Raw genomic sequence first — 21544 nt, 5'->3', positions numbered from 1 at the left:
GGGGGCCGGGGGGGCCGGTTCGGGGGAACCGGGGCGCCCGGCGTTCCCCCCCCGGGGCTACCGCTACCCGGCACCACCAAAAACGCCCGGGATTCCCGGGCGTTTTTCGTTCCAGCGCAGCGGATCGATTACTTGATCAGGCGCAGGGTGAACGGATAGCGATAGGCTTCACCGTTGTTGGCCTTGACCGCCGCCAGGATGCACAGCACCAGGTTGGCGATCCATACCAGGGTCAGCAGCAGGCCGCCGATCAACACGACCAGCAGGATGGTGGAGATGACGTAGGCGATCAAGACGGTGATCTGGAAGTTCAGCGCTTCCTTGGCCTGGTCGGTCACGAAGCCCTTCTGCGGGTCATCCTTGTTCACCAGCCAGATGATCAGCGCACCGATGAAGCCGGTGAAAATACCCAGCAGGTGGGCTACCAGCGACAGCGTACGCTGGTCGGCCGGTGCAGCGCCGGCCGGCGGCGGCGGCGGGGTGGTGACGTTATCGAAATCGCTCACGTGAAACTCCTTGTTCGAGGTAATGGGTAGTGCACGCGGCAGGCTCCCCGCCTGCCAGGGCAGCCTCCATAGAATACGTCAATCGTTACCAGCAACGGTCATTCGTCCTACAAGGATCGACCCGGTGTGCACGTGCGAGCGCGGGTCGATGTCGGTGCCCACCGCTTCGATGCTGGCGAACATGTCCTTGAGGTTGCCGGCGATGGTGATGCCGTCCACCGGGTAGCTGATCTCGCCGTTCTCCACGCGGAAGCCGCCGGCACCACGCGAGTAGTCGCCGGTGATGCTGTTGACGCCCTGTCCCATCAGTTCGGTGACCAGCAGGCCATTGCCCATCTGCCGGGCAATGGAGACCAGATCACCCGCGTTGGCGGTGACCTTGAGGTTGTGTACGCCACCGGCGTTGGCGGTGGTCGGCAGGCCGAGCTTGCGTGCCGAATAGCTGCCCAGGATGTAGCGCTCCAGCACGCCATCACGGATCAGCGCTGAATTGCGGGTGGCCACGCCATCGCCATCGAAGGCGGCCGAGCGCAGCCCACGGCGCAGCAGCGGCAGCTCTTCGATGCCGAACCAGTCCGGGAACAGGCGCGTGCCGACGCTGTCGAGCAGGAAGCTGGCACGGCGGTACAGCGCGCCACCGGAGACGGCGCCGAGCAGATGGCCGATCAGCGAGCGGGCCACCTCCGGCGAATAGAGCACCGGCATCTGCGCCGTGGTCATCGAGCGCGGCTCCAGCCGGGCCACGGTACGCGCGGCGGCACGGCGGCCGATCGACGCCGCATCGTCCAGGTCTTCGCGGGCCAGCGCGCTGCTGTACCAACCGTCGCGCTGCATGCCATCGCCCTGCCCGGCGATCAGCGCGCAGCCGATCGAATGGTGGCTGCTGCGCTCGCGGCCGATGAAGCCATGCGAGTTGGCGTACACCGACAGGCTCTGCGCGGTCGCCGCCGAGGCACCGTCGGAATTGCTGATGCGGGTGTCGGCCTCACGGCCGGCCGCTTCGCAGGCCAGGGCCAGATCCAGCGCCGCATCGGCGCTGAGTTCCCAGGGGTGCCAGCCGTCCAGATCCGGGAATTCACGGGCCATCAGCGCCGCCTCGGCCAGGCCGGCGGCCTCGTCGTCCTCGGTGTGGCGGGCGATCGCGCAGGCCTGGGCCACGGTCGACTCCAGGCTGCTCTCACGCAGGTCGGCGGTGCTGGCGCTGCCCTTGCGCTGGCCGACGTAGACGGTCACGGCGATGCCGCGGTCACGGGTGGACTCGACCGTTTCGACCTCGCCCAGGCGCACGTTCACATCCAGGCCGCGCTCATCGCTGCAGCTGACCTCGGCCTGGGTGGCGCCCAGGGCCTTGGCCCGCTCCAGCAGGCGCTGGGAGATGTCAGCCAGCTGCTCCAGGCGCTGCAGGCTGTCGTCGGCCGGGGAGACTTCAGGGGAGATCACGTTCAATGCTTTATCCTGTACAGGTGAGTGCCCGGCGCGACGCCGGCACAGTTTACGGATGTGGAAATAAGACGATGCGCGGACGCGACGAAGAAACCGGTGAATTCCTTGATATCAGCCGCAGCCAGAACCGCCGGGCTGCGCTGGACGTGCTGGCCCTGGGCGAAAAGCTGGTCTCGCTGACCCCGGCCCAGCTGGCGCGCCTGCCGGTGCCCGAAGATCTGCTGCCGCACATCGCCGAGGCCAAGCGCATCACCGCGCATATCGCCCACAAGCGCCAGCTGGCGTTCCTGGCCAAGCACATGCGCCGCGAAGACGACGCCGTGCTGGATGCGATCCGCGATGCGCTGGATGCCAACAGCGAGACCTCGCGCCGTGAAGTGGCGACCATGCACCGCGTGGAAGACTGGCGCGAGCGCCTGCTCAAGGACGGCGACAAGGCGCTGGGTGCGCTGCTGGACGAATACCCGCATGCCGACCGCCAGCAGCTGCGTACGCTGGTCCGCAACGCCCAGGCCGAAAAGGCCAAGAACAAGCCGCCGCGCGCCTACCGCGAGATCTTCCAGCTGCTGCGTGCGCTGCTGCTGCCGGCCGCGCTCGGCCTGGAAGGCGTGAACGCCGGCTCCGAAGACGCGCTGGACGACGCGGTCGACACCGACAGCGACAGCGACGAGAACGCCGAGGACTGAGTCCCGGCGCTCACGCGGCGGCGCCAGCACCCCGCTGGCGGCCGCGTGATCAGGCAGCGCAGGCGAATGCATCCCGGCTCAGGCCTGGGTGCCGCCCACGGTGATGCCATCGATCAGCAGGGACGGCTGGCCCACGCCGACCGGCACACTCTGGCCATCCTTGCCGCAGATGCCCACGCCCTCGTCCAGGGCCAGATCGTTGCCGATCATGCGCACTTTCTGCATGGTTTCCGGCCCGTTGCCGATCAGGGTGGCGCCCTTCACTGGCGCGGTGATTTTTCCGTCTTCGATCAGGTAGGCCTCGGTGGCCGAGAACACGTACTTGCCGCTGGTGATGTCGACCTGGCCGCCACCGAAGTTGACGGCGTACAGGCCACGCTTGACCGAGCGGATCATTTCTTCCGGATCGTGCTGGCCGGCGCGCATGTAGGTGTTGGTCATGCGCGGCATGGTCATGTGCGCGAATGATTCACGGCGGCCGTTGCCGGTCGGGGCCACGCCCATCAGGCGCGCATTGAGCGAATCCTGCATGTAGCCGACCAGGATGCCGTCTTCGATCAGTGTGGTGCACTGGGTCGGATGGCCCTCGTCATCGATGTTCAGCGAGCCGCGGCGCCCGTCCAGGGTGCCGTCGTCAACGATGGTCACGCCCGGCGCGGCCACGCGCTCGCCGATCCGGCCGGCGTAGACGCTGGTGCCCTTGCGGTTGAAGTCGCCTTCCAGGCCGTGGCCGACCGCTTCGTGCAGCAGCACGCCGGGCCAGCCCGGGCCCAGCACCACGGTCATTACCCCGGCCGGGGCCGGAACCGCCTCCAGGTTCACCAGCGCCTGGCGCAGCGCCTCGCGGGCAAAACCTTCCGGGCGCCCATCGGCGAACAGGTCTTCATAGCTGTAACGGCCGCCGCCACCGGAGTAGCCCGACTCGCGCCGGCCGTGCTGCTCGACGATCACCTGTACGTTCAAGCGCACCAGCGGGCGGATATCCGCGGCGAGCACGCCATCGCTGCGCGCGATCAGGACCGTATCCACGCCGCCGGAAAGGCTGACCATCACCTGCTGCACGCGCGGGTCGGCGGCGCGCAGGTAGCGGTCCAGCCGCTTGAGCATCTCCACCTTGGCCTCGTTGCCCATGCCATCGATGGGGTCCAGCGCCGGGTACAGCGCGCGGCCACTGCCACGCACCAGCGAGCGGGCCGACTGTGCCCCGCCCTCGCGGGAGATGGCGCGGGCCGAGTTGGCCGCGGCCAGCAGCGCGTCGCTGTGGATGTCATCGGAGTAGGCGAAGCCGGTCTTCTCGCCGGCGATGGCGCGTACGCCCACGCCCTGCTCGATCGAATGCGCCCCGTCCTTGACGATGCCGTCCTCCACGCTCCAGCTCTCGCGGCGCGCGTGCTGGAAATAGAGATCCCCGAAATCGATGCCCGGGCCCAACAGGGTGCCGAACGTGCGTTCCAGACCGTTCGCATCCAGCCCGGCGGGCAGCAGCAGACGGTCGGTGGCCAGCGAAAGTGCGTTGTTGTTCATGCTCTTTGATCTGTGGGCGCCGGGCGCAATCGCAACCCGGGCGCGGGAAAGGGGTCAGCGCGCCGGCGGTGCGGCCGGGGCCGGCTTGGGCGCTGCGTCGCGGTCGATCACATCGACCTTGGGTTCGGCCCAGGGGCCGGTCACGCGGTACGTCTTGGCGCCGATCTCGCCCAGCGGCTTGGACAGCACCGCGTTGGCCGCCGCACCGACCGCCGCCCCCACCGGCCCGCCGGCGACCGCGCCGACCACGGTCAGCAGGTTGCCGGCGCGCGGGTTGACGTCGATGGTCTGATCGAAGCGTTGCTGGCGCAGGTCGGTCTGGCCGCGGATGGTGATGTTCGCCGCCGGGCCTTCGATCAGCACCTTGTCGGTCGTGGCCATGCCATCGGCGAACGCCACGCGGCCTTCGACCTGGTTGAAGGCGAAGCCCTTGGAGAAGAAATCGCGGAAATCGAACATCAACCGGCGCGGCAGCTGGGTCACGCTGAGCAGGCCGAGCACGCGCCCGGCACCGGGTTCGAGTTCCAGCAACTGGCCGTTGCGGGCCTGCACGTCGAGCTGGCCCTGCAGCGCGCCGAGCTGGAAGTCGGACGGGCCGCCCTGCCAGCCGGCGCTCATGCTCAGCTGGCCCTGGCCGCCACGCAGCTGGCCGCCGTAATCCAGGTTCTGCATCAGTCCCCCCAGGTCCTCGCTCTTGACCTGCACGTTGAACTGGCTGCGTGCGGCCTCGCCCATGCCCATCCAGCGGCCATTGACGTCGATCTCCTGCTTGGGTGCGCGGAACTGCAGCTGGTCCACGCTCAGGCCGTTGGCCATCGGCCGCGTGCGCAATACCGCCTGGCCGAGCTTGGCCTTGCCGAACTGGAGGTCATCGATATCCAGCGACAGCGGCGGGATTTTGGCCGGATTGGTGTCATTGGCACTGGCCTGGACCCGCGCCGGCAGGGCCACGTCCGGTGGCAGCAGGATCGGAGCGCCATCGCTGGGCGCCTTGACCGGCGTCGGCAGCGATTGCCAGTGCACCCGGCTGAGCTTGCCGACGATAGTGCCGCCCTCGGCATTGGGCACGGTCAGGCCGCCCGCCAGCGAGGGACCGTCCAGGCGCACGTCCACGCTGCTGCTGGTCGGCCGCAGTTGCAGCCGGGTCTGTGGGAACACGCCACCGGCAAGCAGCAGCTGGCCGACCTGCACGTCCACCTGCCGCAGCGGCATCGGGTCCTTGCCGTCGCCGCCGTCCGGCGAGCGGGCCAGGGCGATCCACTCCAACGCATCCAGCGAGCCGCTGCGCCCGTTCACCACCAGCCCGCTGGCCGGCGGATCGCGATCCACGCGGTCGCTGCCGAGGGTGACCTGCACGCCGGTCTGGTTGTCATGCGTGCGCGCGGCCAAGGCCAGGCGCTGGCCGAAGGCGACATCCACACGGCCGCTGCCCATCGGCAGCTGTGCGGTGACGTCCGTCGCCAACGGCGTGGCGGCGGGCTTGTCCAGCGGCGCAGGCAGTTCCAGGGTGGTGCCGACCAGATCCGAATGCAGCTTGAGCACGGTGGGCGGCTCGACCTTGCTGCCGGCCGCGACCTTGGGCAGGGTCACCCCGATGGTCCAGCGTGAGGTGCCCTGCATGTAAGGTTTGAGCCAGTTCAATTCGGGCGCCCGGTCCAACAGCGCGCCGGCTTCCAGCGAGGCGGTCAGCTCGGATTCGAAGGCCTGTTGCGGATCCCGCACGAACTCCCCGGCGCGCAGGCTGAGCAGCCCGTCCTGGCCCTGGTGGCGCACGGCCAGGTGCTCCGCATCGAAGCCGCCGTGGCCATAGCGTGCCGTGCCGCGCATGTTCTCGAAGACCAGGTCGAAACGCTTGTCGGTGAGGGTCGCGCCATTGAGATCGACCGTGCCCTGCAGGTGACCGCCGCCGTCGTCGTGATGCAGTGGCTGCAGCAGGTCGAAGGTGACCGCGGCCGGCCCCTTCGCAGTGAGATTGTCCAGCGTCTCGCCATAGGTGGCCTGCAACGGACTCTGCTTGAGCATGGCCAGCAGTGCACCGGCATCGCTGCGGCTGGTGGCCTTGACGTACAGATCGGTCTCGCCGAAATCGGGAATGCCGGCATCGAAGTGGTCCACCGCCACCCCGGCCAGGTCGCCCTTGCCATGCAGTTCGAAGCCCGGGCCGATGAAGGCGATATCGGCATCGACCTTGTTCATCGCCGGCCAGTCGTGCTGGAAGCGGATGCTGCCGGCGTCGATGTGGCCGGTCGCCTCGAAGCGGCCGTTGTTCTTGTCGAACGGCCAGTCTTCCAGATCGCCGGTCACCAGGCCCACGCCGCCACGCACCTGGCCGGAGACCAGGGCGGCATCCAGCCAATCGGTGGCGGTCTTGCTCATCTTGGAATGGATCCAGAAACGCTTGGCCGCCGTCATCGGCACATCGTCGATCCTGGCCGCCAGTTCCAGCCAGGGGCGCGTGCCGTTGTTCTGGAACCAGATGCCGCCGCGCACATCGGCGGCGTAATCGGTGCCCTGCACGCGCAGCGCCGGGGTGCCGATCCGCCAGCCGCCGGCCTCGTCGCGCCAGCCCACCAACCGGCCGGCCAGGCGCACGTCGTGGCGCTCGCCAAAGCCGCTGGGCCAATCGAAATGCATCACCTGCTGCGGCTGCAGATCCAGGGTGAAGCCATCGGCATCGCCGTTGAAGCGCCCGCCCACACCGCTGAGCCCGGGCGAATGCCCGACCGCCGCGAAGCGGATGTCTTCCAGATCCCCGTCGACCGACAGCGGGCCGCCCTGCTCGCCTGCCACCCGTACGCGGGTCATGCGCACCTGCGGTGCGGCCTCGTGCAGCCACTCGCGCAGGCCGGGATCGATCCGGTCGGTCAGCGCCAGCCCCCGCAACAGCGCGGTGGCATCGATGTTGTCGCCGGCCAGCGCGAAGTGCTGCCCGCCGGCCAGCAGCAGCCCATCCAGTTGCTGGGTGCTGCCTTCCATGCCGATCCGCAACCGCGGCGCATCGGCACGCCAGCCACCCTGCACCCAGCGCCAGCGTGCGCGCAGTTCCAGCGTGTCCAACGCGAGCTGCGGGTGGGTGCCGTCCGCCAGCTTCACGCCGCGCACCTGTACGTTCTGAAGGTCCGCATCGGTGGTGACCATCACCACCCGGTGATCGCGCAGGTCCACCCACGCATTGAACTCACCGGTACCCTGCTGCAGGCCGATGCCGCCGAACTGCAGCAGCGAGGACCACGCCCGGAAGTCGGCCGGGTCGGCCGAGAACCAGGCCTGACCATCGCCGCGCTTGCGCTCGAATTCCAGCACCGCCGTCAGCGGCTGTGCGGACGGGTCGGCCCACGCACGCGCCCCAACCCGCAGGCGCTGGCCGTTGACGCGCAGGCGCAGGTCGATCCGCGGCAGCACGGCGCTTATGCCCAGCGAGGGCGCGTCCACCTTCAAGCGGCCACCGATCACCTGCAGCTCGCCGAGGCGGCGCAGTGTCTCCAGCGGATCGCCTGCACCGGACTGCGGCAGGCCCTGCACCGACCAGCGGCCGTCGTCGGCACGCTGCAGCACCAGCGCCAGGCCGCGCAGGCGCAGCTCGGTCAGCGAGTGGCCCGGCAGCAGGCCGGCATACATCGAGACCAGCACCTCGGCCTCGCCGATGCGCAGGCCCTGCCCTTCACCGATGCGCAGCCCTGTGAGCTGCAGCAGCGGGCCGCGCCGGGTCCAGGCGGTATCCAGCGCATCGAAGCGCACCGGTTGGCCCGCGCGCGCACTCAACCACGCCGCCACCTTGTCCGGGTGACGCTCGGCCAAGGGCAACAGCTGGCTGGCAGTGCCGACCAGCAGGGCCACGCCCACGAGCAGGACCGCCACCGCATACACAGCATGGCGGCGGATCCGGCGCAGGCGCAGGCGCAGCGGTGTGCTCATCGGAACGTGGGAATGCCGGACCGGCCGCGGTCAGAGCAGCACGACATCGAACTGCTCCTGCAGATACTGCTCGTCCGCCTGGAAGCGGATGCTCTTGCCCAGGAACTCCTCCAGTTCGGCCACCGCCGAGGATTCCTCGTCGGTGATGCGTGCGACCACCTTCGAGGAAGCGATCACCAGCAGGCGCGCCGCATCGAACTGACGCACCGCCCGGGTGATCTCGCGGAAGATCTCGTAAGTGACCGTTTCGGCGGTCTTGATCGAGCCCCGCCCACTGCACTCCGGGCACGGCTCGGACAGTTGCCGCTCCAGGCTTTCCACGGTGCGCTTGCGGGTCATCTCGACCAGGCCCAGCGGCGAGAAATCGTAGACGGTGGTCTTGGCATGGTCGCGGGCCAGCGCCTTCTCCAGGGTGCGCAGCACCTGGCGGCGATGCTCGGCATCGTCCATGTCGATGAAGTCGATGATGATGATGCCGCCCAGGTTGCGCAGCCTCAGTTGCCGCGCCACCGCCTGCGCGGCCTCCAGATTGGTGCGGAACACGGTCTCTTCGAGGTTGCGCTGGCCCAGGAACGAACCGGTGTTCACGTCGATGGTCGTCATCGCCTCGGTCTGGTCGATCACCAGATAGCCACCGGACTTCAGCGGGACCTGCTTGTCCAGCGCCCGGCCGATTTCATCCTCGACCCCGAACATGTCGAAGATCGGGCGATCACCGCTGTACAGCTCCAGTTTCTCGGCCAGCACCGGCATGTACTTGGCCACGAAGGCCTGCAGCTGGTTGAAGGTCTCCTTGGAATCGACCTTGACCTTGTCCACGTCCTTGCGGATCAGATCGCGCACCGAGCGCAGCGGCAGGCTCAGGTCTTCATAGATCACGCTGAGCGGTGCGGCATCGCGGCCACGGCGCTCCACCACGTTCCAGACCCGCGACAGGTAGGCCACGTCTTCGGCGATCGCCTCCGCCGGCTGGCCTTCGGCATTGGTGCGCACGATGTAGCCGTAGCCGCCGTGCTGGGCCGACAGTTCGGTCACCAGGCTCTTCAGGCGGGCGCGCTCGGCCTCGTCCTCGATCCGGGCCGACACGCCCACCACCTTGGACTGCGGCAGCAGCACCATGTAACGCGAGGGAATGCTGATCTGGGTGGTCAGGCGGGCACCCTTGGTCCCGATCGGGTCCTTGACCACCTGCACCACGATGTCCTGGCCGTCGCGCAGCAGCTCGACGATCGGCACCGAGGACGGCGGCGGCAACGTGGTGCCTTCGGTATCCGGGCTGGCCACCGGGGCCGGGCGGATCACATCGTTGGCGTGCAGGAACGCGGCGCGCTCCAGCCCGACCTCGACGAAGGCCGCCTGCATGCCCGGCATCACCCGCTGCACCTTGCCCTTGTAGATGTTGCCGACCACGCCGCGGCGCCAGCCACGTTCGATGTGCAGTTCCTGCAGCATGCCGTTCTCGATGACGGCGACGCGGGTTTCCCGCGGAGTGACATTGACCAGGATTTCTTCAGACATGGGCGACTCCCTTCAGTTCGAACGTCTGCAGCAACTGCTCGGTCTGTTGCAGGGGCAAACCCATCACACCCGAATAGCTTCCCGCCAGATGGCGGATATATCGTTCGGCGCCACCCTGGATCGCATAGGCACCGGCTTTGTCCATCGGCTCGCCACTGGCCACGTAGGCTGCGATCCGATCCTCCTCGATCGCCGCGAACGTCACCTCCGAGACCACCAGCACGCCCTGTTCCCGGCCGGCAGCGACCAGCGCCACGGCGGTCATCACCTGGTGGGTGCGCCCGGCCAACGCGCGCAGCATCGCGCAGGCGTCGGCAGCATCCACCGGCTTGCCGAACACGCGCCCGTCGAGCACGACCTCGGTGTCCGAGCCCAGCACCACCGCCTCGGGGTCATGCGCGACAAGCGCCAACCCGGCGCGCGCCTTGTCGGCGGCGACCCGCTGCACGTAATCGGCGGCGGACTCGTCGGGCGCGCGGACTTCGGGCACGTGAAGCTCAAGCGCCTGGAAGGGTCGTTCCAGGCGCGCAAGCAGTTCGTTTCGTCGGGGGGATCGAGAGGCAAGATAAAGCATCGAGGAAGCATAACCTGAGCCTACTGTCTGAATCGCGAGCAACACGCTTGAATCGTGATCAACCCCATCAAACCTCACGACGCGTTCATCGCCCCGACACCAACCTCAACGTCTTCACAAGGAGATGTACATGCGCCGCCCGTCCCTGTCCCCGTTGCTGCTCGCCCTGTCCCTTGCCCTGGGAGCTTCGATGACCGCCCACGCCCAGTCCCAGCCCACCATCGCCGTGCCGGCCGACGGCACCCTGCTCAACATCTCGGCCAATGCCGAGGCCAGGCGCGTGCCGGACGTGGCCACGCTCTCGGCCGGCGTGGTGACCCAGGCCGCGGACGGCAACACCGCCATGCGCCAGAACGCCGAGCAGATGACCAAGGTGCTCGCCGCGATCAAGGCCGCCGGCATCGCCGAGCGTGATGTGCAGACCAGCGGCGTCAACCTGAGCCCGCAGTATCGCTATGCCGACAACGAGGCACCGAAGATCACCGGGTACCAGGCCAGCAACACGGTCAGCCTGAAAGTGCGCGACATCGCCAAGCTCGGCAAAGTACTCGACGCACTGGCCGCCCAGGGCGCCAACCAGATCAACGGCCCGCAGTTCGAGATCGACCAGCCCGAACCGGTCTATGACGAGGCCCGCCTGGCCGCGCTGAAGAAAGCCCAGGCCCGTGCGGAGACCTACGCCAAGTCGCTGGGCCTGCGCGTGCGCCGGATCGTGAGCATCTCCGAGAGCGGCGGCGGCAACTTCCGCCCGGTGATGATGCGTGCGGCGGCGGCGCCGATGGCAGCCGACGTGTCCACCCCGGTCTCGCCGGGCGAATCGACCGTGTCGGTCAACCTGGACGTGGTGTTCGACCTGGGCCGGTAACACGTCAGAAGAGAGCGGACCAACGGTCCGCTCCTGCCTGGCATGACGGCGCCTGCGGGCGCCGTCATGCTGTCTGCGGCTGGATCCTGACTGCCAGCCAACTCGCCACCCTGCCCCTGACTTCCGGCCCGTGCCGGGCTCGGGTATTGCTGTCAGTGCGCGGCCCCGCCTGACCCCACGCGCCGCGCAGGCACGTTGATGTTCCCGCACATCTGGCAAGGAGAGTGGAGCATGGTCCGTACCCCGTCCCCGGTTGTCCCGCTGCCCATCGAAGCGTCCCGCGTGCTCGGGTGGAGCACCGCCATCGCGGTCCATGCGCTGGCCCTGATGCTGTTGTTGATTCCTGCCGCACAGCCGCTGATCACGGCCCCGCGCGAGCGCATGCGGGTGAGCTGGGTGCTGCCTCCGCCGCCGCAGCCGGAGATCATCCGTCACCCTCCAGCGGACCCGCAGCGGCTCCCCCCGACCGTGCCCGTGACCACGCAACGCGCGCCGGCACCGCTGCCGACACCCACCGCCACCCTCGACGAGGCGCCTGCGGTGGCACCGATGCCCGCCAGCGAGACCGCCGCACCGGCGCTGGAACCGGCCCCCGCCGCGCCCTCGCCCGCCGCCGGAGCCCAACTGCAGTACCGCAGCGCGCCACCTCCGCCCTATCCCGTCGCGGCGATCCGCCTTGGCCAGGAGGGGACGGTCCTGCTGCGCATCCGGGTGGGCACCGATGGCAACCCGGTCGCGGTCAGCATCGAAAAGAGCAGCGGCTCTCGTGCTCTGGACCAGGCAGCGCGTCAGCAGGTAATGCGTCATTGGCGCTTCGTGCCCGCGACCGTCAATGGGCAGGTGGTCCAAGCCGATGGCCTGGTGCCGGTGGAGTTTTCGTTGCCGCACTGATGGGCTGGGGAGGGCCCGTCGGGGCTCTCCCCATTCACACAATGCCCTCACACGATCTTTCGCGAATTAAGCAATTTTTCACACTTGCGTCACCTGCCGGAAACCTAGATTGGCGCCGTCGCCAGTGATTTCGATGACGACCCTCACACATGTAGGTTTTCCCAGTCAGGAGAGAAGCTGTGAAACACCCGATCCAACGCCGCGACGACAGCCGCCGCAATACCCTGGCCCATTCCATTTCCACGATCCTGACCAGCGGCGCGCTGCTGCTGGTGGGCGCCATGGCGTCGTCCTCCGCGTTCGCGCAGGAGCAGGCGACCAACCTTGACCGGATCACGGTGACCGGCTCGAACATCCCCCGCACCAATACCGAGACTCCCTCCCCCGTCCAGGTGGTCACCCGCCAGGAGATTGACCGCACCGGCAAGACCACGGTCGCCGAGTACCTGCAGACCCTGACCGCGGATGGGTCCGGCTCCATTCCCAAGACCTTCGGCAACGGCTTTGCCGGCGGTGGCGCGGGCATCTCGCTGCGCGGCCTGGGCGCCGGCTCCACGCTGGTACTGTTGAACGGCCGCCGCATGGCGACCTACGGCCTGGCCGACGACGGCCAGAAAGTCTTCACCGATCTGAGCACGATTCCGCTGGATGCGGTCGAGCGCATCGAAGTCCTCAAGGACGGCGCTTCTGCGATCTACGGTTCCGATGCCATCGCCGGCGTGGTCAACATCATCCTGCGCAGCGACTTCAACGGCGCCATCCTGCGCGCCTCCTACGGCCTGTCCGGTGACAGCGACGGCGATGCCAAGAAGGCCACCCTGACCGCCGGTACCGGCGACCTGGCCACCGATGGCTGGAATGCGTTCTTCAGCCTGGACGTGGGCAAGACCGACGCGATCAAGATCAGCGACCGCAAGAACCGCAAGTGGATCGGCACCGGCGATATCCGCCCGTGGGGCTACGGCAACAACGCCCAGTTCCTGGGTGGCGCCGCGCTGTCCGGTGGTACCCGTGGCGGTGTGGGTCCGACCGGTTCGGTCTTCGACGATCGCGCCGTGACCGCTGACAATCCGGCCTTCCTCGTTGCGCTCCCAGGCTGTGCGGGCCTTACCACCATTCCTGGCCAGAACGACGTCACCGCACAGCAGCAGGGCTGCCTGTGGGATCCGAACCAGCTGTACCGTGACCTGACCCCGGAAGAGAAGTACGTCAACGTGTTCGGTCGCGCCAGCTTCGCCTTCGGCGAGGGCGGTGAGATCTACACCGAAATCGGCTACTCCAAGAAGGAAACCACCTTCAGCAACACGCCCTCCGGCGTGTCCGGCGGCTGGGGCTATCCCGGCGGCCCGGTCAACGCCAACAGCGGCGATGGCGCCACCGTGCTCGGCCCTACCCATCCGGACAATCCCATTCCCGGCCAGGCCTCGCGCCTGCGCTACTCGGCCTGGGATGTCGGCCCGCGCGTGACGGAGAACACCAACGAGTTCAACCGCTTCCTGGTGGGCGTGAAGGGCAACTGGGGTGAGTGGAGCTACGACACCGCCTACCTGCATTCGGGGACGGATCTGGTCAACAAGCGCACCGGCTTCCTGCGCTACAGCGCCGTGCAGTGCGCGCTTGGGAACCCGGCCTGCCCAGGCGGGGTGTGGCGCATCGGCGACAACGCCGGGCTCAATTCGCAGGCGCTGTATGACTACATTTCGCCTGACATCAGCGCACGCGCCAAGTCCAGCCTGGACATGTTCGACTTCACCGTGTCGCGCAGCCTGATGGACCTCAAAGGTGGCCCGCTTGGCCTGGCGCTGGGTACCGAATGGCGCAAGACCAGCAACAGCCTGACCCCGCAGACCTATACCGACCAGGGCGACATCATCGGCCTGGGTTACTCGGCCTATGACGGCACGCAGAACGTTTACGCCGGTTACGTCGAACTGTCCGCCCCGGTACTGGAGCAGTTGGAACTGTCCGGCGCGGTGCGCTATGACAAGTATGAAAGCGGCGAGGGCAAGGCGACGCCGAAGGTCGGCATCAAGTGGACCCCGGCCGACTGGATCGCGGTCCGCGGCAGCTATGCCGAAGGCTTCCGCGCGCCGAATCCGGCCGAGAACGGCGACGGTGGCCTGGCAGCGTTCTCCAACGCTGCCGATCCCGTGCGCTGCCCCGGCGGCAACCCGGCCCCGGGCGCGACCGATGACGATTGCGGCGCACTGCCGGTCGCCATCATCACCCGCCCGAACCAGGACCTGAAGCCGGAGGAATCCAAGAGTTATTCAGTCGGCCTGGTGCTGCAGCCGACCTCAAGCACCTCGATGACGGTCGACGCGTGGCAGATCAAGCGCACCAACGAAATCGCCCAGGGCAGTACTGCCGAAGCGATTGCCGCAGGCAACGTGCTGCGTGACAACAACCTGCTCAATGGTGTTCCCGGCACCGGCAGCATCCTGGCGGTCAATACGCAGTACATCAACGCTGCATCGACCCGCGTCCGCGGTATCGATACCGACATCCGCCAGACCTTCGACATCGGTCCGGGCCAGCTGGAGATGGACCTGCAGTGGAGCCATGTGCTCAAGTTCGAGCGTACCGATGCCGACGTGACCGTCGACTATGCCGGCACGCACGGCAACTGCGACGTCACCAACTGCATCGGCACCCCGAAGGATCGCATCAACTTCGGCACCACCTGGAAGCAGGGCCCGTGGAGCGTCAGCGGCGTGGCCAACTACATCTCCAAGATGGAGAACACCGACTTCCGCGGTCCGGACGGCTCGTATCAGTTCGCCTATGCCGACGGCACCGACGTCACCAAGATCTCTTCGTTCACCACCTTCGACCTGTCCGGTCGCTGGAACATCACCGAGGCCTTCGAGTTGAACGCATCGGTGCAGAACCTGTTCGACCGCATCGCTCCGCTGGATCCGACCACCTACGGTGGCGTGAACTACAACCCGCTGCACTTCAGCGGCGCGATCGGCCGTTACTTCACCGTCGGTGCCAAGTACACCTTCGAATGAGGTAAGCGCACTTGGGGAACAAGGAGCCCGGGCATTGCCCGGGCTTTTTGTTTGGATCGCGGCACGCGGGTAAATCGCGGACAAGAAAAAGCCCCGCATCGCTGCGAGGCTTTTCTTCAAATCTTGGCGCCCGAAGTTGGACTCGAACCAACGACCCCCTGATTAACAGTCAAGTGCTCTAACCGGCTGAGCTATTCGGGCGGGGTGCGCATTGTAGCCCGTTTTTCGCGAGATGTAACCCGTCTGGCGACAACTATTTCACGCGCGGTGATACGGATGGTTGGCCAGCATCGCCGCGGCGCGGTACAGCTGCTCGGCCACTACCAGGCGCACCAGCATGTGCGGCAGCGTCAGCGGGCCGATCGACCATTTCTCATCAGCCATTGCCGACACTTCCGCCGAATGCCCCTCCGGCCCGCCGATCAGGAAGGCCAGGTCCCTGCCCTGGCCGCGCCAATGCTCCAGGCGCTGCGCCAGCTGTTCGGAACTGAGCGGGCGTCCCGGCACGTCGAGCGCGACCACATAGGCATTTTTCGGCAACGCGGCGATCACCCGCTTGCCTTCGTCATCGGTCGCGCGGCGCGCATCGCGGCCCTTGCCGCGCAGGCCGGGTTCGATCTCGACCAGCTCGAACGGCAACCAGTGCGAGAGCCGCTTCTGGTACTCGGCAAAGCCCTGCGCCACCCAGGATGGGGCGCGCTCGCCGGTGGCGATCAGCTTGGCTTTCATGTCTGTCCTCCGCAGCCACCACAGGCGGCGCCGCAAAAGACAACGGCGCCATCGGCGCCGTTGTCGTGACCGGGCACGCTGCGATCAGCGCGCGTCGTAGTCGTCGTCCGCATCGTCGAGCAGTTCGATCGGCGGCTGGTCGCCCACGGTCCACAGGCGCTCGAGCGCGTAGAACTCACGCACGCGCGGCAGCATCACGTGAACGATCACATCGCCCAGGTCGACCAGCACCCACTCGGCTTCGCGCTCGCCTTCCACACCCAGCGGCATCACGCCCAGCTTCTTGGCGAACTTCACCACTTCGTCGGCGATCGACTTGACGTGACGGCTGGAGGTGCCCGAGGCGATCACCATGTAATCGGCGACGCTGGAGCGGCCGATGACGTCGATCTCAACGAGATCCTTGGCCTTCAGTTCTTCGGTGGCCCCGCGCACGCACTCGAGCAGCTGCAGAACGGAGGGCGCCGGATTGGGCAGTTGGACCTTGATGGTCTGGGGCTGGGCTTGGTTGCTCAAAGCGGGTCAACTCGATAAATGTGGGGCCGATTATACGGGGCGGCGGGCCCGCGCGTATTCACGACGGTGTCGCGCCGTACAGGCGGTGGTCGATGATGTAGCCCGCCACCGCCTCAGGCAGCAGTTGCCGCCAGGGCCCGGCGGCGGCGATCTGCGCGCGCACCGCGGTGGCCGATTCCTCGCGCAACGGCGCCTGCAAGCGCATCAGGCGCCCGGCCGGCGCGCTGAACAGCTCACGCTCGTGGCTGGCCCAGCGCCCTTCCAGGGCCTGCGCCAGCACCGGGTCGCAGGCGGCGGCCAGGGGACTGCCGGGGCGGTCGGCGACGATGAAATGCGCCAGCTCGAACAGCGCTTCCCATTCGTGCCAGCTGGGCAGGGCCAACAGGCTGTCGGCACCGACCAGCCAGGCGATCGGCTGGCGCGGGCCCAGCTCGGCGCGCAGCTCGCGCAGCGTATCGACGGTGTAGGACGGCACACCGGGCTGGCGCTCGGCCCGGTCCAGCTCGCGCCGGTCCAGCAGCAGGCCGGGCTCATCGCCGATGGCCAGGGCCAGCATGGCCAGGCGCTGTGCGGCATCAGCGCCGGGGGCGGCACGGTGCGGTGGATCGGCGGCCGGCAGCAGGCGTACGGCTACCTGCAGCTGGTCGCGGGCGGCGCGGGCAATGGCCAGATGGCCCAGATGGACGGGATCGAAGGTCCCGCCGTAATAGATGCGCAGCCCCATGGGCTCAGGCCCGGGCGAGCAGGCGCACAGCGCGAGCTTCGGAGACGGCGATCAGCAGCCGCTCCAGCGCCAGCCAGGCGTCGCCATCGGCGCGCCCCTTGGCGATGCGGTCCACCAGCCCGGCTTCGGCCACGAAGCGCTCCCAGCGCTTGACCTCGGGATGGCGCTGCAGCGCGCGCTTGAACGGCGCCTGCCGCGATTCCCAGATGCCGCGGCTCTTCATTTCCGCAGCCAGGTTGCCACCGCGCGCCTGCACCCGCGCCAGACCGGCGGTGGAGAGCAACTCGCGGATCAGGATCGGCGTCAGCGCCGCCACCGCTTCACCTTCGGCACGCAGGCCGGCGATCATGCGCAGCACGGCCGCAGGCTGACCCGAGAAGGTCGCCTCGACCAGACGGAACACGTCATAACGGGCGGCATCGGCCACCAGCGATTCCATCGTGTCCACATCCAGGGTCTGGCCATCGGCCAGCAGCGCCAGCTTGTCGATTTCCTGGGCGGCGGCGAGCAGGTTGCCTTCCACCCGTTCGGCCAGGCGCTGCACCGCCTGCGGGTCGGCGCGCAGGCCCTTGCCACGCAGCCGGCGCTCGACCCACTCGGTGAGTTCATGCGGCTTGATCGCCCAGGCCACCGAGATCACCCCGGCGCGGCCAACGGCATCGGCCCACTTGGTCTGGTGGGCCTTGCTCCATTCATTGCAGGTGATCAGCAGGATCACGTCCGGCGCCGGGTTGGCACAGAACTGGCTGATCACTTCGGCGCCTTCCTTGCCCGGCTTGCCACTGGGCAGGCGCAGTTCCATCAGGCGACGTGCACTGAACAGACTGGGCGCGTTGAAACTGGCATCGAGCTGGTGCCAATCGAAGTCACGGCCATCGGCATCGAAGACTTCGCGCTCGTTGACGCCCTCGGCGCGTGCGCGCGCCCGCACCGCATCGGCCGCTTCCAGCACACGCAGCGTTTCTGGACCTGCGATCAGGTAGACCGGGGCCAACGGCTGGCTGGCCGGTTGGCTGGCAAGCTGTTCGGGGCGCAGTTCCATCCGGGCAGGCCGATCCGCAGGCGGACCGGATTCAGTGTCCCTGCGGGACGTCGGCGGGTACCGCCGGCGCCGGGGTCGGGGTGGCAGCGGGCGTCACGGCCGGGGTCGTGCCGGACTTGGCCGGGGCACGGCCATGCTCCAGTTCCGCGCGGACCACGCTGTCGATACGCCGCATGATCGAGGCGGACATCTCACGGCGCAGTTCGTCGGCGAGGATTTCGCGTTCGGTGGTGGTACCGGTGGCGTCGGTCGGCGGCGACACGTAGTCGCGCGAGAGTTCGATCACCTGCTGCGGCACCAGCTCGCTGCCGTCTTCGCGGCGGAAGATGAAGATCACCGCATAGCGCAGGCTGTACTCCTGGGCACGGCCCTGGGCATCGATCGCGATCGGCAGATCGCCCCAGCGCTCGGACAATACCTGCAGCTGCGAGGCCGGGCCGGTGCTGTCCGGATCCGCCAACTGCGCACCGGAGGCCTGCAGGCCACGGCGGAGCAACTTGACCAGCTCACTGTAAGGCGCGGTGGAGACCACCTGCACCGCGGCCGTATCGGCCGGCAGCATCAATTTGTTGCGCAGATGGAAGCCGCACCCGGCAAGGGTTGCGGTCAGGACAAGGGCAAGCAGGAATCGGGTCATGGATACAGTCTGTAGGAGCGCGGCGGTCGCGGCAACAAGCAGTGATCCTGCCGGATGCCGCGTGAACAGGACTTGATACCGGACGGTCTGCAGGATCTGCCTGCAACCGGCCCTTGGAGATCGGTACCACCGGAGGCGCAGGCCCCCGGTGGCACGACGGGATCAGCCCTGCGGGGCCGCCACGATGTTCACGATCTTGCCCGGCACGATGATGATCTTGCGCACGGTCAGCCCTTCCAGGAACTTGGCCGCATTCGGCTCGGCCAGGCCCAGTGCCTCGATCTGATCACGCGGCGCATCGGCAGCGACGTCGATGGTGCCGCGCAGTTTGCCGTTGACCTGCACCGCCAGGGTCACCGCATCGCGCACCAGCGCCGCCGGATCGGCGTCCGGGAACGCCTGGTCTTCCAGCAGTTCCTCGGCGTGGCCCAGCACCTGCCACAGCGCATGGCTGGCATGCGGCGTGATCGGGTTGAGCAGCAGCACGGTGGCGCGCAGTGCTTCCTGGCGCACCGCACGGCCCTGCTCGCTGACGTCATCGAACTTGGCCAGCGCGTTCATCAACTCCATCACCGCGGCGATCGCGGTGTTGAAGCTGTGGCGGCGGCCGTAGTCGTCGCCGACCTTGCCGATGGTTTCATGGGTCTTGCGGCGCAGCGCCTTCTGCTCGGCATTCAGCGCGGCCACGTCCAGCGCCGGGGCGGCGCCATCAGCGGCATGCTTCTGCACCTGGGCCCACAAGCGGCGCAGGAAACGGGCCATGCCATCCACGCCGGCTTCGTTCCACTCCAGCGACTGTTCCGGTGGCGCGGCGAACATCGAGAACAGGCGCACGGTGTCGGCGCCGTACTTGCCCACCATCACCTGCGGGTCCACGCCGTTGTTCTTGGACTTGGACATCTTCTCGGTGCCGCCGATCACCACCGGCTGGCCGTCGGCGATCAGGGTCGCCCCGACAATGCGGCCGCGCTCGTCACGCTGCACATCCACATCGGCCGGGTTGATCCAGTCCTTGGAGCCGTCCGGGTTCGGGCGGTAGTAGGTTTCGGCGATCACCATGCCCTGGCACAGCAGATTCTGCGCCGGCTCGTTGCTGTCCACCATGCGCGCATCACGCAGCAGCTTGTGGAAGAAACGGAAGTACATCAGGTGCAGGATCGCGTGCTCGATGCCACCGATGTACTGATCCACCGGCAGCCAGTAGTTGCCCCGCTTGTCCACCGCATCGCGGGCACCCGGCGAGGTGTAACGCGCGTAGTACCAGCTCGATTCCATGAAGGTATCGAAGGTGTCGGTCTCGCGCTCGGCCGCGCCGCCGCAGTCCGGGCAGGTGGTCTTGCGCCATTCCGGATCGGCCTTGATCGGCGAGCCGGTGCCGACGAAGTTGACGTTCTCCGGCAGGACCACCGGCAGCTGCTCTTCCGGTACCGGCAAGGCACCGCACTTCGGGCAGTAGATCACCGGGATCGGGCAACCCCAGTAGCGCTGGCGGCTGACGCCCCAGTCGCGCAGACGATAGTTCACGCGGCGCTGGCCCTGGGCCTTGCGCTCGAAACGCTCGGCCAGTGCCTCGAAGGCGCCCTGGAAGTCCAGCCCGTCGAACTCTTCGGAGTTGACCAGCTCGGTCTCGCGGGTCTTGTCGCCGTACCAATCCTGCCAGCGCGTGGCGTCGTACGCGCTTTCTTCCTTGCGCAGCGACTTCAACGCGATGACCTGGCGGATCGGCAGGCCGTACTTGTTGGCGAATTCGTTATCGCGCTGATCATGGCCGGGGACGGCCATCACCGCGCCGGTGCCGTAACCCATCAGCACGAAGTTGGCGACCCACACCGGCACCTGGGCGCCGGTGACCGGATGGATGGCGCGCAGGCCGGTATCCATGCCGCGCTTTTCCTGGGTTTCCAGCTCAGCCTCAGACACGCCGCCCTGCTTCATCTCGGCCAGCAGCGCGGCCAGCGCCGGGTTGGACTTGGCCGCGTGCTGGGCCAGCGGATGTTCGCCGGCGATGGACACGAAGGTCACGCCCATCACGGTGTCCGGCCGGGTGGTGAACACGCGCAGCGGGTCCAGCGTGCTGCCGTCGGCGTCACGCACATCGAACTGGATCTCCAGCCCTTCCGAGCGGCCGATCCAGTTGCGCTGCATGGTCTTGACCGAGTCGGGCCAGCCCGGCAGTTCGTCCAGGCCGTCCAGCAGTTCCTGGGCGTAATCGGTGATGCGCAGGAACCACTGCGGGATCTCGCGCTTTTCCACCAGCGCGCCGGAACGCCAGCCGCGGCCATCGATGACCTGCTCGTTGGCCAGCACGGTCTGATCGATCGGGTCCCAGTTCACCACCGCGTTGCGGCGGTAGGCCAGGCCCTTGCGCATCAGGCGGGTGAACATGCGCTGCTCGTGCACGTAGTACTCGGGCGTGCAGGTGGCGAACTCGCGCGACCAATCGATCGCATAGCCCATGGCCTTGAACTGGCCACGCATGTGCTCGATGTTGGCGTAGGTCCACTTGGCCGGCGCGGTCTTGTTCTTGATCGCCGCGTTCTCGGCCGGCAGGCCGAAAGCATCCCAACCCATCGGCTGCAGCACGTTGTGGCCGGTCATCCGCTTGTAGCGGCTGATCACGTCACCGATGGTGTAGTTGCGCACGTGGCCCATGTGCAGCGCACCGGACGGATACGGCAGCATCGAGAGGCAGTAGAACTTCGGCTTCTCCGAAGTCTCGGTGACCTCGAAGGCACGGGTGGCATCCCAGTACTGCTGGGCGGCGGATTCAACCTGCTGCGGATCGTAAACGTTGGGTTCGACGCTGGTCATAAAAACGCTAGTGCGGCGGCAAAGCGGCACAGGGTACCGCAGTGCGGCAAAGGGCTCCAATCGACGTGGCCCACCGTCGCGGCCAAACCTGTCATCTCATTGAATTGACTGGGGATTGGCGAAACACCTCCGCCCTCGCCGCGCGCCAC

General features: G+C 67.6%; 16 protein-coding genes and 1 tRNA gene. 4 read left to right on the top strand and 13 right to left on the bottom strand.

Annotated features, from left to right (window positions below):
• Positions 1-128: 128 nt before the first annotated feature.
• Entirely contained in the window at positions 129-506 is a 378-nt protein-coding gene (locus QMX81_RS12205) for a DUF4870 domain-containing protein (protein WP_121038561.1), read from the bottom strand.
• Positions 507-584: 78 nt separating this feature from the next.
• Entirely contained in the window at positions 585-1952 is a 1368-nt protein-coding gene (gene pmbA / locus QMX81_RS12200) for a metalloprotease PmbA (RefSeq protein ID WP_121038564.1), read from the bottom strand.
• A gap of 68 nt (positions 1953-2020) precedes the next feature.
• Here pmbA and yjgA point away from each other — a divergent pair, with 68 nt between their 5' ends.
• Positions 2021-2635, top strand: a complete 615-nt coding sequence (gene yjgA / locus QMX81_RS12195) for a ribosome biogenesis factor YjgA (protein ID WP_152154194.1) — start codon at positions 2021-2023, stop codon at positions 2633-2635.
• Between the two features lie 78 nt (positions 2636-2713).
• Here the strand turns inward: yjgA and tldD are convergent, their stop codons facing one another.
• The 4 genes from tldD to QMX81_RS12175 are packed head-to-tail and all read right to left on the bottom strand — an operon-like array spanning position 2714 to position 10166.
• Positions 2714-4159 (bottom strand): metalloprotease TldD, encoded by a 1446-nt coding sequence (gene tldD, locus QMX81_RS12190; RefSeq protein WP_121038570.1) that lies wholly within the window; start codon positions 4157-4159, stop codon positions 2714-2716.
• Between the two features lie 54 nt (positions 4160-4213).
• Positions 4214-8074, bottom strand: coding sequence for a YhdP family protein (locus QMX81_RS12185; protein ID WP_282261839.1), 3861 nt, complete (start codon positions 8072-8074; stop codon positions 4214-4216).
• A 30-nt stretch (positions 8075-8104) separates the two neighbouring features.
• On the bottom strand, positions 8105-9592 hold the full coding sequence (rng, locus tag QMX81_RS12180; protein ID WP_121038576.1) for a ribonuclease G: 1488 nt from the start codon (positions 9590-9592) through the stop codon (positions 8105-8107).
• On the bottom strand, positions 9585-10166 hold the full coding sequence (locus tag QMX81_RS12175; protein ID WP_282261846.1) for a Maf-like protein: 582 nt from the start codon (positions 10164-10166) through the stop codon (positions 9585-9587). Before QMX81_RS12175 ends, rng begins: the two co-directional genes overlap by 8 nt.
• A gap of 130 nt (positions 10167-10296) precedes the next feature.
• On the opposite strand from QMX81_RS12175, the gene QMX81_RS12170 reads away from it, so the two are divergent.
• From QMX81_RS12170 to QMX81_RS12160, 3 genes are all read left to right on the top strand, one after another.
• On the top strand, positions 10297-11031 hold the full coding sequence (locus QMX81_RS12170) for an SIMPL domain-containing protein (RefSeq protein ID WP_282261835.1): 735 nt from the start codon (positions 10297-10299) through the stop codon (positions 11029-11031).
• 231 nt (positions 11032-11262) lie between these two features.
• Positions 11263-11922: an energy transducer TonB gene (locus tag QMX81_RS12165; RefSeq protein WP_282261833.1), complete on the top strand. Its 660-nt coding sequence runs from the start codon at positions 11263-11265 to the stop codon at positions 11920-11922.
• A 179-nt stretch (positions 11923-12101) separates the two neighbouring features.
• Positions 12102-14936: a TonB-dependent receptor gene (locus QMX81_RS12160; protein ID WP_121038585.1), complete on the top strand. Its 2835-nt coding sequence runs from the start codon at positions 12102-12104 to the stop codon at positions 14934-14936.
• 124 nt (positions 14937-15060) lie between these two features.
• Here QMX81_RS12160 and QMX81_RS12155 read toward each other — a convergent pair.
• From QMX81_RS12155 to leuS, 7 genes are all read right to left on the bottom strand, one after another.
• A tRNA-Asn gene (locus tag QMX81_RS12155) sits at positions 15061-15137 on the bottom strand.
• A 57-nt stretch (positions 15138-15194) separates the two neighbouring features.
• Positions 15195-15665 carry a 23S rRNA (pseudouridine(1915)-N(3))-methyltransferase RlmH gene (gene rlmH / locus QMX81_RS12150; RefSeq protein ID WP_088434465.1) on the bottom strand — a complete coding sequence of 157 codons (471 nt, stop codon included), beginning with the start codon at positions 15663-15665 and terminating at the stop codon, positions 15195-15197.
• A gap of 84 nt (positions 15666-15749) precedes the next feature.
• Entirely contained in the window at positions 15750-16181 is a 432-nt protein-coding gene (gene rsfS, locus QMX81_RS12145) for a ribosome silencing factor (RefSeq protein ID WP_121038588.1), read from the bottom strand.
• Between the two features lie 58 nt (positions 16182-16239).
• Positions 16240-16905 (bottom strand): nicotinate-nucleotide adenylyltransferase, encoded by a 666-nt coding sequence (nadD, locus tag QMX81_RS12140; protein WP_152154202.1) that lies wholly within the window; start codon positions 16903-16905, stop codon positions 16240-16242.
• A gap of 4 nt (positions 16906-16909) precedes the next feature.
• A complete protein-coding gene (holA, locus tag QMX81_RS12135; protein WP_282261826.1) occupies positions 16910-17947 on the bottom strand; it encodes a DNA polymerase III subunit delta in 1038 nt (345 codons plus the stop codon).
• Positions 17948-17978: 31 nt separating this feature from the next.
• Complete coding sequence (gene lptE, locus QMX81_RS12130) at positions 17979-18584, bottom strand: LPS assembly lipoprotein LptE (protein WP_121038597.1); 606 nt, start codon at positions 18582-18584, stop codon at positions 17979-17981.
• 162 nt (positions 18585-18746) lie between these two features.
• Positions 18747-21395: a leucine--tRNA ligase gene (gene leuS / locus QMX81_RS12125; RefSeq protein ID WP_121038600.1), complete on the bottom strand. Its 2649-nt coding sequence runs from the start codon at positions 21393-21395 to the stop codon at positions 18747-18749.
• Positions 21396-21544 lie beyond the last annotated feature (149 nt).

The sequence above is a fragment of the Stenotrophomonas sp. PS02301 genome (assembly GCF_029959485.1).
GTDB lineage: Bacteria > Pseudomonadota > Gammaproteobacteria > Xanthomonadales > Xanthomonadaceae > Stenotrophomonas > Stenotrophomonas maltophilia_Z.
This window is presented reverse-complemented; position numbering and strand designations above follow the sequence as displayed.

Excerpts from the sequence above, each read along its gene's own strand:
- rng (WP_121038576.1), bottom strand. The coding sequence starts at position 9,592 with ATGTCTGAAGAAATCCTGGTCAATGTCACTCCGCGGGAAACCCGCGTC.
- leuS (WP_121038600.1), bottom strand. The coding sequence starts at position 21,395 with ATGACCAGCGTCGAACCCAACGTTTACGATCCGCAGCAGGTTGAATCC.
- rlmH (WP_088434465.1), bottom strand. The coding sequence starts at position 15,665 with ATGAAAGCCAAGCTGATCGCCACCGGCGAGCGCGCCCCATCCTGGGTG.
- holA (WP_282261826.1), bottom strand. The coding sequence starts at position 17,947 with ATGGAACTGCGCCCCGAACAGCTTGCCAGCCAACCGGCCAGCCAGCCG.
- tldD (WP_121038570.1), bottom strand. The coding sequence starts at position 4,159 with ATGAACAACAACGCACTTTCGCTGGCCACCGACCGTCTGCTGCTGCCC.
- QMX81_RS12170 (WP_282261835.1), top strand. The coding sequence starts at position 10,297 with ATGCGCCGCCCGTCCCTGTCCCCGTTGCTGCTCGCCCTGTCCCTTGCC.
- QMX81_RS12175 (WP_282261846.1), bottom strand. The coding sequence starts at position 10,166 with ATGCTTTATCTTGCCTCTCGATCCCCCCGACGAAACGAACTGCTTGCG.
- QMX81_RS12185 (WP_282261839.1), bottom strand. The coding sequence starts at position 8,074 with ATGAGCACACCGCTGCGCCTGCGCCTGCGCCGGATCCGCCGCCATGCT.
- nadD (WP_152154202.1), bottom strand. The coding sequence starts at position 16,905 with ATGGGGCTGCGCATCTATTACGGCGGGACCTTCGATCCCGTCCATCTG.
- lptE (WP_121038597.1), bottom strand. The coding sequence starts at position 18,584 with ATGACCCGATTCCTGCTTGCCCTTGTCCTGACCGCAACCCTTGCCGGG.
- QMX81_RS12165 (WP_282261833.1), top strand. The coding sequence starts at position 11,263 with ATGGTCCGTACCCCGTCCCCGGTTGTCCCGCTGCCCATCGAAGCGTCC.
- yjgA (WP_152154194.1), top strand. The coding sequence starts at position 2,021 with ATGCGCGGACGCGACGAAGAAACCGGTGAATTCCTTGATATCAGCCGC.